The organism is Streptomyces sp. NPDC048506 (assembly GCF_040651315.1).
Taxonomy (GTDB): domain Bacteria; phylum Actinomycetota; class Actinomycetes; order Streptomycetales; family Streptomycetaceae; genus Streptomyces.
In genome coordinates, this window is the sequence record NZ_JBEZIX010000015.1 from 1 (window position 1) to 13,475 (window position 13,475).

The 13,475-nt window shown below is 72.4% G+C and carries 14 protein-coding genes and 2 pseudogenes; 9 read left to right on the forward strand and 7 right to left on the reverse strand.

The annotated features are described in order from the left end of the window. On the reverse strand, positions 1 to 329 hold a 329-nt coding region (locus AB0C96_RS14255), incomplete at its 3' end, for a HipA family kinase (protein ID WP_362917117.1). A gap of 184 nt (positions 330 to 513) precedes the next feature. Here AB0C96_RS14255 and AB0C96_RS14260 point away from each other — a divergent pair. The 5 genes from AB0C96_RS14260 (at position 514) to AB0C96_RS14280 (ending at position 2,847) form a co-directional block, all read left to right on the forward strand. Next, positions 514 to 726: a hypothetical protein gene (locus AB0C96_RS14260; RefSeq protein ID WP_362917119.1), complete on the forward strand. Its 213-nt coding sequence runs from the start codon at positions 514 to 516 to the stop codon at positions 724 to 726. Positions 727 to 735: 9 nt separating this feature from the next. Further along, positions 736 to 1,356: an L-threonylcarbamoyladenylate synthase gene (locus AB0C96_RS14265; protein WP_362917121.1), complete on the forward strand. Its 621-nt coding sequence runs from the start codon at positions 736 to 738 to the stop codon at positions 1,354 to 1,356. 146 nt (positions 1,357 to 1,502) lie between these two features. Next, the gene (locus AB0C96_RS14270; RefSeq protein ID WP_362917123.1) at positions 1,503 to 1,655 is read left to right on the forward strand and encodes a hypothetical protein; all 153 of its coding nucleotides are present in this window, start codon (positions 1,503 to 1,505) and stop codon (positions 1,653 to 1,655) included. Next, positions 1,643 to 2,074, forward strand: coding sequence for a TIGR03668 family PPOX class F420-dependent oxidoreductase (locus tag AB0C96_RS14275; protein WP_362917124.1), 432 nt, complete (start codon positions 1,643 to 1,645; stop codon positions 2,072 to 2,074). Before AB0C96_RS14270 ends, AB0C96_RS14275 begins: the two co-directional genes overlap by 13 nt. A gap of 149 nt (positions 2,075 to 2,223) precedes the next feature. Beyond that, complete coding sequence (locus AB0C96_RS14280; RefSeq protein WP_362917126.1) at positions 2,224 to 2,847, forward strand: response regulator transcription factor; 624 nt, start codon at positions 2,224 to 2,226, stop codon at positions 2,845 to 2,847. 210 nt (positions 2,848 to 3,057) lie between these two features. On the opposite strand, the gene AB0C96_RS14285 is transcribed toward AB0C96_RS14280, so the two are convergent. Then, positions 3,058 to 4,146 (reverse strand): BTAD domain-containing putative transcriptional regulator, encoded by a 1,089-nt coding sequence (locus AB0C96_RS14285; protein WP_362917128.1) that lies wholly within the window; start codon positions 4,144 to 4,146, stop codon positions 3,058 to 3,060. Between the two features lie 511 nt (positions 4,147 to 4,657). Here AB0C96_RS14285 and AB0C96_RS14290 point away from each other — a divergent pair. Beyond that, positions 4,658 to 5,101 carry a hypothetical protein gene (locus AB0C96_RS14290; protein WP_362917130.1) on the forward strand — a complete coding sequence of 148 codons (444 nt, stop codon included), beginning with the start codon at positions 4,658 to 4,660 and terminating at the stop codon, positions 5,099 to 5,101. 168 nt (positions 5,102 to 5,269) lie between these two features. On the opposite strand, the gene putP is transcribed toward AB0C96_RS14290, so the two are convergent. Continuing rightward, the gene (gene putP / locus AB0C96_RS14295) at positions 5,270 to 6,814 is read right to left on the reverse strand and encodes a sodium/proline symporter PutP (protein ID WP_362917132.1); all 1,545 of its coding nucleotides are present in this window, start codon (positions 6,812 to 6,814) and stop codon (positions 5,270 to 5,272) included. 431 nt (positions 6,815 to 7,245) lie between these two features. On the opposite strand from putP, the gene AB0C96_RS14300 reads away from it, so the two are divergent. Then, on the forward strand, positions 7,246 to 8,463 hold the full coding sequence (locus AB0C96_RS14300; RefSeq protein ID WP_362917134.1) for a hypothetical protein: 1,218 nt from the start codon (positions 7,246 to 7,248) through the stop codon (positions 8,461 to 8,463). Between the two features lie 75 nt (positions 8,464 to 8,538). Then, positions 8,539 to 9,690: a macrolide family glycosyltransferase gene (locus AB0C96_RS14305; protein WP_362917136.1), complete on the forward strand. Its 1,152-nt coding sequence runs from the start codon at positions 8,539 to 8,541 to the stop codon at positions 9,688 to 9,690. Between the two features lie 244 nt (positions 9,691 to 9,934). On the opposite strand, the pseudogene AB0C96_RS14310 reads toward AB0C96_RS14305, so the two are convergent. The 4 genes and pseudogenes from AB0C96_RS14310 to AB0C96_RS14325 form a co-directional block, all read right to left on the reverse strand. After that, a pseudogene (locus AB0C96_RS14310) lies at positions 9,935 to 10,312 on the reverse strand (tautomerase family protein); the annotation flags it as partial. A gap of 249 nt (positions 10,313 to 10,561) precedes the next feature. Continuing rightward, entirely contained in the window at positions 10,562 to 11,467 is a 906-nt protein-coding gene (locus AB0C96_RS14315) for a virginiamycin B lyase (protein WP_362917401.1), read from the reverse strand. A gap of 57 nt (positions 11,468 to 11,524) precedes the next feature. After that, positions 11,525 to 12,175, reverse strand: a pseudogene (locus tag AB0C96_RS14320) (alpha/beta hydrolase); the annotation flags it as partial. A gap of 109 nt (positions 12,176 to 12,284) precedes the next feature. After that, positions 12,285 to 12,797 carry a VOC family protein gene (locus tag AB0C96_RS14325; protein WP_362917138.1) on the reverse strand — a complete coding sequence of 171 codons (513 nt, stop codon included), beginning with the start codon at positions 12,795 to 12,797 and terminating at the stop codon, positions 12,285 to 12,287. Between the two features lie 32 nt (positions 12,798 to 12,829). Here AB0C96_RS14325 and AB0C96_RS14330 point away from each other — a divergent pair, with 32 nt between their 5' ends. Further along, the gene (locus tag AB0C96_RS14330) at positions 12,830 to 13,465 is read left to right on the forward strand and encodes a TetR family transcriptional regulator (protein ID WP_362917140.1); all 636 of its coding nucleotides are present in this window, start codon (positions 12,830 to 12,832) and stop codon (positions 13,463 to 13,465) included. Positions 13,466 to 13,475 lie beyond the last annotated feature (10 nt).

Consider the following 13,475-nt stretch of genomic DNA (forward strand, 5'->3'; position numbering starts at 1 on the left):
GCTCCTGGTAGGTAGTCCATGCCGAGGTTGAGTCCTGCGCTGGCGTGCAGCAGGTCCTGGACTTCCTGGTGCGGCTCCTCGTCGGCGACCGAGGGGTCGAAGTCGACCAGGACCAGTTCCGGTACCCGCAGCCCGAGTCTTCGGGCCAGCTCGCCGACGATCACCTCGGCGACCAGCGCCTTGCGGCCCTGCGCCGAGCCGGTGAACTTCACGACGTACGTCCCCAGGTCGTCGGCCTCGACGATGCCGGGGACGGAGCCGCCGCTCCTCAACGGGGTCACGTACCGGACGGCCGTCACCGTGCGCAGCGCGTCCGAGGGTGTTGCCATGCGTGTTCCGCCCCTGTCCTCGGCCGTGGTGTCGGCCGAACCGCGTCCAGAAAATTGAAGTAGAAATTTGAAGTCGACTGCAAATATACAGTCCACTATAGTTTTTGTGACGAGTGCTTCGGCTGCCTTGGCGAACGGCGAGAGGCGGCAAGCGGGAAGCGGTGGCGAGATGGAAGAGGTGACCATGACGGTGTCGAGCGGGCATGACGCAGCGGTGAAACGTGCCACCGCGGCCCTGGAGACGTACACGCTCTCGGGCGACGGCTGGCGCCGCAGCCCCAGCGAGACCCTGCAACACGTCCTCGCCGACCTGTTGCACTGGTGCGACGACACGCAGCGCGACTTCGACGCCGCCCTGGAGCGCGCACGTGCCCGGTATGCCGGAGAGTCCCCCTAGACTCGGCGGATGGCGAAGTACTTCGATGTGCACCCCGAGAATCCCCAGCGGCGCACGATCAGCAATGTGGCCGACAGCATCCGTTCCGGTGCGCTCGTGGCCTATCCGACGGACTCCTGTTTCGCGCTCGGATGCCAGTTGGGCAGTCGTGACGGCATCGACCGGATCCGGTCCATCCGGAACCTCGACGAACGTCACCACTTCACCCTGGTGTGCCAGAACTTCGCGCAGCTGGGTCAGTTCGTGCAGGTCGACAACGACGTGTTCCGCGCGATCAAGGCGGCGACGCCCGGCAGTTACACCTTCATCCTCCCGGCCACGAGAGAGGTGCCGCGCAAGCTGCTGCACCCGAAGAAGAAGACGGTCGGCGTCCGGATCCCGGATCACGTCGTCGCCCAGGCGCTGCTCGCCGAGCTCGACGAGCCGCTGCTCTCCAGCACCCTGCTCCTGCCCGACGAGGACGAGCCGCTGACGCAGGGCTGGGAGATCAAGGAGCGGCTCGACCACGTGGTGGACGCCGTCGTCGACTCGGGCGACTGCGGCACCGAGCCCACCACGGTCGTCGACTTCTCCGGCGGCGGGGCCGAGATCGTCCGCCGTGGTGCCGGGGACACCACGCGGTTCGAGTAGCCGCACCGGCGGGCCCGGGCCGCGCCCGAGGCGGCGCGAGACCGAAGCCGAGCCGGCGCGAGACCGGAGCCGCGGGTCCGCCCTGGCGGGTTGCCGGGAGCCCGAGCGCCCGGGAAGGACTATCGACCGGAATCGAAGGAGCCGCCGTGACGTTCGGTGCATCGACCTTCCTCACCGACCGGGGCATCGCGCCGGCCGCGCCGGGGCGCGCCGTCGAGGACCGTGGGCCCGGGACGAGGCCGCATGCCACCGCGACCGCGGTGCGGCACTGCCGGGGCTTGCGGCAGTGCCGGGGCTGACCGGCGGGCAGGCCCGGGAGCGCTTCGCCCGGGCCCGGATCGCCCGTCTCGCGACCATCGACGCCGCCGGCCGCCCGCACTTGGTCCCCACGGTGTTCGCCCTCGCCGGTGACACCGTGGTCCTCGCCGTGGACCACAAGCCGAAGCGGTCGACGCGGCTGAAGCGGCTGGCCAACATCCGTGCCCACCCCGAGGTCTGCCTCCTCGTCGACGGTTACGACGAGGACTGGGACCGGCTGTGGTGGGCGCGCGGGGACGGTACGGCCGTCGTCCTGCCACCGGCCGACCGTTCGCCGGCGTCCGCGCGCTACGTGGAGCTGCTGGTGGCGAAGTACCGGCGGCAGTACGCCGACCACCCACCTGAGGGGCCCGTGGTGGAGGTCCGGGTGGCACGTTGGTCCGGCTGGCGGGCCGTCTGAAGGTCCGTCAGAGCCGCCTGGACGGCGCGGGAGGCCTGCCGCGCCCGCGCGTTAAGTCGACGTTAAGTGCTGGGCCAGCGGGATCCGGACGCTTGGGTCATGTGACGCCGCACCATCGGCGGCGTCGAGGCGCGCGATGAGGAGCAGGGATGGAACGCATACCGGTGTGCGTCCGTGCGGATGACCCGATTTCCCAGGTCGGGGTGGCCGGAGCACTCAGACCACGGCCCGAGGTACAGGTGCTCGCCGATACGGACCTGACCGGGGCGAAGGTCGCCTTGGTCGTCACCGGTGGGGTGAGCGAGCACAGCCTCCAGGTGCTGCGCTCGGTGGCCCAGGCGAGCCGGGCCCGGCTGGTGCTGGTCACCACCGAGATCGACGAGTCCGACCTGGTGTCCGTGGCGGAGGTGGGAGTGGTCGGGGTGGTCCGGCGTGGCGAGGCCACTCCCGAACGGCTGGTCGCGGTGGTCCGGTCGGCCGCGGCGGGGGAGGGGGCTGTGCCGCCGGATCTGCTGGGCCGGCTGCTCGGCCAGGTCGGCCGGGTGCAGCGGCAGGTGTTGGGGCCGCGCGGGCTGACCTTCCACAACCTCACGGCACGGGAGTCCGAGGTGCTGCGGCTGGTTGCCGAGGGCTTCGACACCGCGGAGGTCGCCACCCGGCTCGCCTACTCGCCGCGCACGGTGAAGCAGGTCCTGCACGACGTCCAGAACCGCTTCCACCTGCGCAATCGTTGCCATGCGGTCGCCTACGCCATGCGGCACGGGCTGATCTGACGGCCGGGTGTGCGGCGGCCGGCACCGGCGCCCGGGGAACGCGGCACCGCTCGGTCCGTTGGCCCGTCGGTCCGTCGGTCCGTCGGTCCGTTTCCTTGGTCCCCGGCCACCGCACACGCCCGGCCAGCCGCTGACGGCCAGCCGCTGACGGGCGGCGGCGACGGGGGCCGGCGGAGGCGAGGCGTTCCGCGAGACCGGTCGGACGGTCGGTCAGCAGTGGCCGGGAAGGCCGGGTTCGTCGCTGCCGATGCCCAGTGAGGCCAGCATGGCGAGGTACCGGCGCCGGGCCCGCTCGGCTGCGGCGGGCGCGCCGACCCGCTGGTGAGCCCTGACCAGCAGCTGCCACCCCGTGTCGTGAAAGGCGTCGATGGCCAGGCACTTCTCGGCCGCGGCCACCGCCTCCCGGGGGTTGTCGGCGGCAAGCTCCGCAGTCGCCAACTCCGCGGCGGCGTTGGCCGCCTGACGCCGGTACATCTCCCGGTCCTGCTGGAGCCATTCGGCGGGGCCGTCCTCGGGCAGCAGCTCGCCGTGGTACGAGGCGAGCGCGTCCCGTAGGCCGCCCACGGCCACGGAGGTGTCACCGGCCGATCTGGCCCGTCGGCTCCGGGTCAGCGCGGTCTCGAAGGCGAGGGTGTCGAGGTAGGCGTCGGCCGGGAGGTTGAGCAGGTAGGCGTCGCCGGTGCGGACGACCAACTGTGGTTTGCGGCGCTCCCGGTCCGGTTCCAGCAGACGGCGCAGGCTGGAGATGGCCACTTGCAGGTTGGCCATCGCCGACTCGGGCGGCGCCTCCGGCCACAGCGCGTCGACCAGGGCCTCCCGGTGCACCGGCCGTCCCGCGCGCAGGGCGAGCAGACGCATCGCGGCGCGGGCGCGCGGACGGATCGTCCGCCAGTCGACGGTCCGGTCCCCGATGGTCATCCGGAAGCCGCCGAAGCACCAGATCGCCATGCGGGGCGTGCGCGGTGCGCGGCGCGTGCCGTCCGGTGTCGGCGTCGGCGCCGGGGGCGGAGCGGTGGTGGGGCCGCCGCTCGCCGGGAGCCGGTTCCGGCGCACGCCGACGTCGCCGGTCGTCAGTGGTCCGTCGGCGTCCAGCAGGGCGAGTAACGCCCGGACGCGTGCTCGGGTGGCATCGGCCTCCGGGCCGGGGTGCCCTCGGTACGACGTCACCAACTGCTCCCCGAGCGATCCGCCGCCGTCGTGGGGCCCCTCGGGTCCGTCGAGTTCGTCGGCCGGGTCGGCGCCCTGGATCAGACGCAGTGCGATTCCCAGGAGGTGCAACCCCACGTCGGCCGCGGGCACGTCGGCCGGTTCACGGCCCGTGGCGCGGTGATCCGGCGCCTCGCCGGCGAGGTGGCGTCCGGGGCCGTCCGCGTCTGACGACGCGGCGGTCTCTTTCGTGGCGGCACTCTTCTGTGCTCGTTGGAGCGCGTGACAGTTCGTATCCACGCCTCTTCAGTGGCGCCAAGCACCGCCTTATGACGCGAGAACGGCAAATTTTTCTTTCGGCGTCGTCATCGGCGGTGGTGACGCGGACCCGGCCGGGTCGGGGACGCCGTCACAGGACCACGGTAGCGGCGGCACGGGGCGCCGACAGCCGCCGGACGGGCGCCCTTTCGTGCGGTGGGGGCCACCCCTTGGACCGTGCCGACGGCCGCTGCGGGGCGGTCTCCGGTCGCCGAGGATGGGAATGCCGCTCGGTCGACGTGGTCCGGCGACCGCGAAGGAGCGCTGACCGGGCGGGGACGACTTTCCGACGAGCCGTTCCAGACCTCGGTCCGGCCCGACCGAGCTGGTGAGAGGACGATCCGCCGTGTGTCGTACGACCGCCCGTCCGCCCGCCCAACTCGGCGCCCTGGACTGCGTGTTGTTGGCCGCCGGCGTCGAATGGGACGCCATCCGCGTGCCCCGCGGCGTCGGCCTGTGCTGCCTGGACATCCTCGGGAGCCGCAGCGCCGCCGTGGTCGAGGACCCCCGCGAGTCCGCCCTCTACTGGTTCGTCGCCGAGGGTGCGTCCGCCGGGTGGGAGGTCGCACTGACCCGCCCGCTCGGCCTGACCCAGTACCTGGTCGTACCGCCGCTGCACCGTGTCCACGGGCCCGGACTGCACTGGCGGATCCGCCCGGTCGAAGGTCGGCTGATCACCGATGTGCGGGCGCTGCGGGCGGCCGTCGAGGAGGCGCTCGGGCCACCACACGTGCTCGGTGCGCTCGTCGACGGCCGTCGTTCCGCCACCTCGGCGCCGTCCGGCCCCTGACGGGCGTGAGCGCCCCCCGAGCGCCGTCCCTTCCCCTGGGGACGGCTGGTCCGCCCGAGAGTGGGCGGGCGGACCTGGTAGCGCCGTCCCGGCCCTCGCCGTCCACCTCCGCAGGCGGCGACGGCCGGGACGGTCCACCGGGCGGCCGGGCGCTGTTGCGCCGCCGGTTCACTGCCTTTTGTGCGCTCCCCTCGCCCGGGGCGCACGCGGGGTCGCGTCTCCCGTCGGGCCGGCCCAGGAGCGCAGGGAGCGCCGGCCGGCGAGGGCGCCGCAGAGCACCGCGGCGGCGGTGGCGGTGAGCACCCCCGGCACCATCGCGTAGACGCCGGTCCGGAGCGGGCCGAGGAGCGGGTCGATGTGCTTCCAGAGGACCACCGTGAGCGCGCCCGTCACCATGCCGGCCATCGCTCCGGACTTCGTCATCCCCGGCCAGTAGAGCGAGAGCAGCAGCACCGGGCCGAAGGCGGCGCCGAAGCCGGCCCAGGCGTAGGCGACGATGTCCAGTACGGCTCCGCCGCTGAGTGCGATCTCGTAGGCGACCACCGCAACGCCGATCACGGTCCCGCGTGCCACCCACACCGACGCCAGGTCCGACGCCCGCCGGTGGAGGAAGGCACGGAAGAAGTCCTCGGAGAGGGAGGTGGCCGAGACCAGCAGCTGGCTGTCAGCCGTGGACGTGATCGCGGCCAGCACGGCGACGAGCAGCACGCCCGCGAACCACGGATCGGCCAACTGCGCCGAGAGGGCGATGAAGACCGTCTCCGGATCGTTGAGCGGCTCGTGGAGCACGGCGATCCCGAGGAGTCCCGCGAGACAGGCACCGGCGAGCGCCACGACCACCCACCCCACGCCGATCCGCCGGGCCAGGACGATGTCGTCGGTGCTGCGGATGCCCATGAAGCGGGCCAGGATGTGCGGTTGGCCGAAGTAGCCGAGCCCCCAGGAGAGCATGGAGAGCACTGCGATCCATCCGAGGGAGCCGCCGGCGCCCCACTCACCGTCGGAGAACCCGACCCGTGCCCCGGGGTCGAGCAGCGCGCCGTCCTTCCCGTCGAGCGCGTGCCGCAGCGTGCCGAACCCCCCGAGGTGCGCCATGCCGATCACGGGGAGGGCGGCCGCGGCGAGGACCATCAGCGCGCCCTGGACCAGGTGCGATGTGCTCACGGCACGAAAGCCGCCGAGGACGGAGTAGGTGACCATCACCACCGCGCAGACGGTGAGCCCGAAGGCGAAACCCACGTGGAAGATCTGGTCGAACAGCAGACCGCCCGCGACGAACCCGCTGGCGACGTACACGGTGAAGAACACGACGGTGACCGCCGCGGAGACGAGGCGCAGCACCCTGCTGTCGTCCTCGAACCGCTCCTCCAGATAGGCGGGGAGGGTCAGCGCGTGGTTCGCCCGTTCCGTGTAGGTGCGCAGCCGTGGGGCGACGAAGCGCCAGTTGAGATAGGTGCCCAGGGCGAGGCCGACGGCGATCCACGTGGCGCCGAGGCCGCCTGCGTACACGGCACCGGGCAGGCCCAGGAACAGCCAGCCGGACATGTCGCTGGCCTCCGCGGACAGGGCGGTCGTCAGGGCGCCCAGCCGGCGACCGCCGAGGGCGAAGTCGGTGAACGTCTGGGTCTCCGGACAGACCGCGACCCCGATGACGACGATCGCGAGCACGAAGATCCCGAAAATGAGCATGACGGGTGCGAGGGGCAGTTCCATCTGTCTCTCCGTCGGCGCCGGCCGGTCCCGGACCGCCCGCCGCAGGGCCGTCGATGCCGATCAAGTGGGGGAGCGGGCGGGACACGGGATGGGGGCGGGCGTACAGGGACGACGCGCAGGAGCACGTCGTGTGGCGACGGTAGGGCCGTGCCCGTCCGACGTCAGCTGGCGACCGGGAGCCCTTTCGGGCGGTCCGGCTGCCCCAAGGGCCGCCCCGATGCCGGCTGCGCAGCGGGCGGTCGGCGGATGACCATCGGTGACGAGCCGTACGGAACGGGCGAACCGGCCCGGGAGGCGCACGCCGACGGCGGCCGGTGGACCGGGGCCGCTCGATGCGTCACGCCACCGCACATCCGACGGCCCGACCGTCCGACGACACCCGACCGTTCGACGACACCCGACCATCCGACGACCCCCCACTGGAGAACCGCATGACGGTCTCAACCCCCCACGGGCAGACGACCGAGGGAGCGGACCGGCCGCTCGTATCGCGTGCCACCCGCCGCGCGCTCGCCGGCGACCTCATACGACTCGGCAGAGTCGACGGCCCTCGTGCCGGCGTATCGGCCGCCGCGGTCATCGAGGGGTACGAGAGGGCCTGGCACATCACGGACCGGTGGTTGCCGCTGGCGCAGGAACGCCTGCGGGCCGCCTCGGGCTCGCCGGCCGACCGGGCCCGGTGGGAGGCGCTCGTCGAGGCCGCGGCCCGGCCCGACGGGTGCCTGCGGAACCGTTCGTTCACGGGCCTGGCCGAACTGGCCGGGCACACCCGCGAGTTGCTGCGGACCCTGCGGGACACCGAACCGTTCTACGTCCCCATCGCCGAGGTCGCCGCACGGATCACCGAAGCGGTCACCCACGGCAACTACCTGGCCGGTGCGTCGCTTTCGCCCGGCCGGATCGCGGCGGACCTGGCCCTCCCGCTCGCCAGCGTGAAGCTCGCCCTGATCGACCTCGCGGACGAGGGCGTGGTGGAGCTCAGTGCCACCGGCCGGGCCAGGATCTCCGGGGTCGGCTGCGCCGACCGGCCCCAGCAGATCGCGGAGTGGCTCCGCGAGTTGATCGCCGCCGGCGCCTACCCCTCCGGGACGCGGCTGCCGACCAGGCCGGTGCTCGCCCGGAGCCTGGTCTCCGCCGAGTACCCCGTCGCCGTCGCGATCCGGATCCTCACCGAGGACGGCACCCTGATCTGCCACCCGACGCGACGTCCCCTCGTACGGCCGGACCACCCCACGGCGGGCGCGCAGGCCACCGACGTCACCCGGGCCTTCGCCCAACTCCCGCACCCCATGGCACCGGTGGACCTGAGCGAGACCGGCATCCGCGAGGCGGCCCGGGTGGCCCAGTCCTGGTGGCGGGCCCGCCTCGCCCCGCATCCGGCCACGCTGGACCACCACCTCGTCCAGCTCGTCGCCATCGCCCGGCACCTCATCACCCGGGCCCGCAGGCAGGCGACCGACGCCCAGCGGGAGCACCTCGACGGCGTGGTCGTGCGCATCACCGCCAGTGCGGCCGGAGTCGCCCGAGCCGATCCGGAACGCCGCATCTGGCGGATCGCCTGCCTCGCGGCGGCCCTCCTCGACCTGCTGAACCTCACCACGGCGGCCGGCGGGGCGGCCGTGCCCCGGCGGCCGCACGCGGCGCGGTGAGCGTGGGCACCCACCCCGGAGGGACGGAAATCCGGGCTCGATAGGATGTGTGATATGCCAAAACACCTATTATTTGTGGCCCTTGCCGGGCACGGGCATGTCAACCCCACACTGCCGTTGGTCGAGGAACTCGTCCGGCGTGGGCACCGCGTGGACTACGCCACCAGCGCCGAGCACTCCGAAGCGGTCGTCAAGGCCGGTGCGCGCTGGGTGGAGCTCCAGACACTGGATACCTTCACGCCACCAGCCGAGTTCCGCCCCGAGGACATCGCCGTCTTCATGCGCCGTATGTTCGCGGCGATGCGCATGGCCTATCCGGTGCTGCGCGACCACTGCGTCGCCGAGTCGCCGGACGTGATCTGCTATGACGCCATGAACTGGTCGGCCCGGGTCGTCGCCGAGCAGTTGGGAATTCCCTCCGTCCGGTGCATTCCCAACTTCGCCTCGAACGAGTCGTTCTCGCTGTTCGCCAACTTCATGGACGGCCAGACCGGCGAGAATCCCCTGGTCGCCGCGCTCACCGAGGACTGCGCGGAATTCTCCGCCGAGCACGGTGTCGTACTGGAACCGGACCACGTCCTGGACGTCGCCGACAAGCTCAACCTGGTGTTCATACCAAGGGAGTTCCAGCCCGCGGGGGACACCTTCGACGAGCGCTTCCACTTCATCGGCCCCTCCCTGGGCAACCGGGAGCACGCCGAGCCGTGGTCGCCCGCCGACCCCGACGTCCCCGTGCTGTTCATCGCGCTGGGGACGGTCTTCAACGACCGGCCGGAGTTCTACCGCACCTGTATCGAGGCCTTCGCCGACGGCGCCTACCATGTGTCCATGGCGGTGGGCGAGATGGACCTCGCCGCGCTGGGCGACGTTCCGCCCACCATCGACGTCCGACCGCGATTCCCGCAACCGGCCGTCCTGCGGCACGCCACCGCCTTCGTCTCGCACACCGGCATGAACTCCACGATGGAGGCCCTGTATTACGGGGTCGGCCTGGTCGCCGTCCCGCAGATGCCCGAGCAGGCCGCCAACGCCGGGCGGGTGGCGGAACTGGGGCTCGGCGAGAAGCTGGACCCGGCGACGGTGACCGCCGCGTCCTTGCGTGCCGCGGTCGACCGCGTGGTGGCCGACTCCACGGTCCGCGCCAACCTGGACCGGATGCGCAAGGTCGTCAGGGAGAGCGGAGGGGCCGCGCGCGGTGCGGACGTGATCGAGGAGTACCTCCGCTGACGTGATGGCGGAGTACCTCCGCTGACGTGATGGGGAGTACCTCCGCTGAACGGCCCGTGAGGGGCCTCGTCGCACGGCGACGGGCCGGGCCGAGGGCGGGGCGTGCGGGGGCGACACCTTTGTGGCCCGGTGCACGCCCCGCCCGTCAGCCGGCCTTCCCGCCCCTCTCCGGCACGACGCGCGGCAGGGAGCGGCCGGCCAGGTGTATTGCCCCGTCGGACAGGCCTTGAGAGCTGTCGTCGCCGGCGTACTGTGCCAGCCCGTTGCCGAGCGACCAGTCGATCGAGGCGTTCTCGGTCAGGGTGACGAACACGTTCCGCGGCTCGGTCCCCGCATACGCATGGGCGAGCTCGGCGATCCGCCGGTAGAGCGCCTTCTTCTGCTCGGGCGTGCGTCCGGAGCGCAGGGTGATGGCGACGTACACGATGCCGGCGTCGCGCGGCACGCCGAGGTAATCGTCGTAGCGCAGCGTGCTGTTGGTGCCGTCGTGGCCGACCAGGATCTGGAACCGGTCGTCGGGCGGGATGCCGAGCGTCTCGACCAGTGCGTCGTGCACGGCGCGGCCGAGCGCGTCGAGCCGATCGCCGTCGGTCCCCAATGCGTCGATCCGAACGAGGGGCATATCGGCGGTTCTCCTCTTCCGGGTTTCCGGGTTTCCGGGCGGTGGGCCTCTGTCCGGGCCCGCTTGCGAATGAGCGTGAGCGTACATACTAGTAGGTACAATTGCCAACGCCGGGTGGAGGGAAGGGGGGCCAACCGTCTGGTGCCGGGGCGCGGTACGGCTGCCGCGAAGCGAACTCCGGGGTGTCCCACGGCGCGACCGGCCGGCCCGGGGGTGGGCCGGCCGGTCGGTCGCGCGGGGCGCGGTCGGTCAGGCGGGTACCTCGACTCTGGCCAGTGCGCCGGTCTCCAGGGCGCACCACAGCGCGCCGTCGTGGCTGGTGATGCCGTGCGGCTCGGACGTGCTGCCGGTGGGCAGGGGGTAGGACGAGATCCGGCCGTCCACGGTGATGCGGCCCACGTGTCCCCGTCCCCATTCGGTGAACCACAACGCGCCGTCAGGACCGGCGGTGATGGCGTGCGGCCGGGCCGTCCGGTCGGGCAGCGGGTACTCGGTGATCGCGCCGTCGGTGGTGATGCGGCCGATCTGGCCGGCGCCGATCTCGGTGAACCACAGCGCCCCGTCGGGGCCCGCGGTGATGCCCACCGGTGCGGCGGCTTCGGTCGGCAGGGGGTGGACGGTCGTCTCGCCGGTCATCGTGATCCGGCCGATGGCGTGGTCCTGGTTCAGCGTGCACCACATGGCGCCGTCGGGCCCCGCCGTGATCGCGGAGGGGAAGGCGCCGGGCGCCGGGAAGTGGGTCACCTTGCCGTCCACCGCGATCCGCCCGATGCGGCCGGCGTTGATCATGGTGAACCAGAGCGCCCCGTCGGGACCCGGTGCGATGCCGTACGGGCCGGGCTCCGCGGACGGCAGGTCGGGGGAGGAGGCGTCGGAGGAGGAGACGTCGAAGGAGGAGGCCCTGCCGTCCGTCGTGAGCCGTCCGATGCGGTGCGAGCGGTACTCGGTGAACCACAGGGCACCGTCGGGGCCCGGGGTGATCACGGTCGGACCCGCGCCGACCGGGTGGGTGGTGACCCGCCCGTCCGCGCCCCTGCGCCCGATCGCGCCCTGGTGGACCAGGGTGAACCACAGGGCACCGTCGGCCCCTTCGGCCAGCGCGTAGGGGCCCGCCGCGCGGTCGGAGACGGTGAACTCGCGTACCGGGTCGGCCAGCCACCGGCCGACCCGGCGGAACCATGCCCGTCCGTGGTCGGCGAGGTGGAACGCGTGCGGCATCCCCTCGTGCACGTCCAGTCGTACGCTCACGCCGGCGGCGTCGGCGGCCTCGGCGAACCTCTGGGCGTCGTCCCGCAGCACCTCGTCCGCGCCGACCGAGACCAGTAGCGGCGGCAGCCCGCGCAGCTCGCCGTACAAGGGGGACTGCGGTGCCTGGTCCGCCGGTGCGCCGGCGAGGTACTGGGTGCGCACCACGTCGAGGGCCGCGGCGCTGATCAGGTCCTTGCCGTCCTCGGCGGAGAGCGACGGGCCGGTAAGTGCCAGGTCGGAGACGGGGGAGACGACCGCCGCGGCGCCCGGCAACCGGCCGCCGGTGCGGGCGAGTTCGAGCAGCGCGGAGAGGACGAGCGTGCCCCCGGCCGACTCGCCGACCAGGGCGATCTCGGAGGCGGGGACGCCCCGGTCCAGAACGCTCCGGTAGGCGGCGAGTACGTCCGTCAGCGCGGCCGGATACGGATGGGCCGGCGCGAGGCGGTAGTCCACCCTGAGGACCGGTCGTCCGGTGGCCTCCGAGAGTCGGTAGGCCACCAGCCGCTCGGCGGCGGGGTCGGTGTGGGCGAACCCTCCGCCGTGTACGTAGACGACGGCGCCGTCCTCACTGCCCGGCGCGCTGATCCAGTCGCCGGGTACCGGGGCCTCGGACACCCGGGCGTCGGCCGGCAGCGGTACGGCGGCCGGCGTGCGGAGCCGGGCGCGGACGGCTGCGGCCTGCTCGGGGGTGGCGGGGATGGTGGTGATGTTCAATGGTCCTCCGTCAGGCCCACTCGACGAGCTGGAGCACGATGCCGTTGGGGTCGGTCACCTGGAACAGCCGCTCGCCCCACGGCTCTTCGCGCAGCGGCATGGTGATGCGCGCGCCCGCTCGACGGAGGCGCTCCTCGTGGGCGGCGATGTCGGTGACGGTGAAGGCCAGGATCAGGCCGGACGCCCGCTGGTGGCGCTGTTCCTCGGGGAGCACCTCGATGCCCCGCTCCAGCAGCACGATGTCCACCGCCGCATCGTCGCGGGTGAGCGAGGCGAAGCCGTCCGCGGCCCCGGCCTGCGCGTAGCCGAAGTGGGTGATCAGGTAGTCGCGGGAGGCGGCCACGTCGTCGACGGTCAGGGACACCGTGGAGGTGGTGATGTTGATGGGTTCTCCTTCGAAGTGGTGGGAGCGGATGGCAAGTTGAGCGCGCGGCTCACGGTGGTCGCACGCCGGGACGCCGGACAGCGGCAGGTGAAAATTTACGTCTGACGTAAAGTTATATGAGAGGTAGTCATGCGTCAAGCGAATTTTTACGTCGAGTGTAAGATTGCGGTATGAGTACTGAGCCCCTGAGCCTTCGTGCGGCCAAGAAGCAGGAGACCAGGCAACTGATCTCCGACCACGCCACCCGCCTCTTCCTGCGGGAGGGCTTCGAGGAGACGACGATCGCCGAGATCGCCGCTGCCGCTCGGGTCTCCAAGAAGACCGTCACCAACTACTTCGCGCGCAAGGAGGACATCGCCCTCGATCACCACGAGACGTTCACCGCCGGCCTCGCCCGCACCGTGGAGACCCGGGCCGATGGCGAGTCCGCACTCGCCGCGCTGCGCCGCGCCTTCGGGACCGCGGTCCGGGACCGCGACGCGGTCGCCGGCTTCGCCGGCCCCGACTTCTCCCGCATGATCGCCGACAGCCCCACCCTCACCACCCGGCTGCGCGAGCTGCACGACCAACGGGAACGGGTCCTGGCCGACGCCCTCGCCGCCGCGACCGCCGCCGGCCCCGACGACATCACCCCCCGGGCCGCCGCCGCCCAACTCGCCGCCGCCCACCGCCTCTTGTTCTCCCGGATCCAGGAACTCACCCTCGCCGGCCGCGACGGCGACCGGATCGCCGCGATCCTCGACACCGAAGCCGCCCGCGTCTTCGACCGCCTCGAACCCGGCCTCGGCGACTACGCCGTGCGCTAGCCGGGGCCTG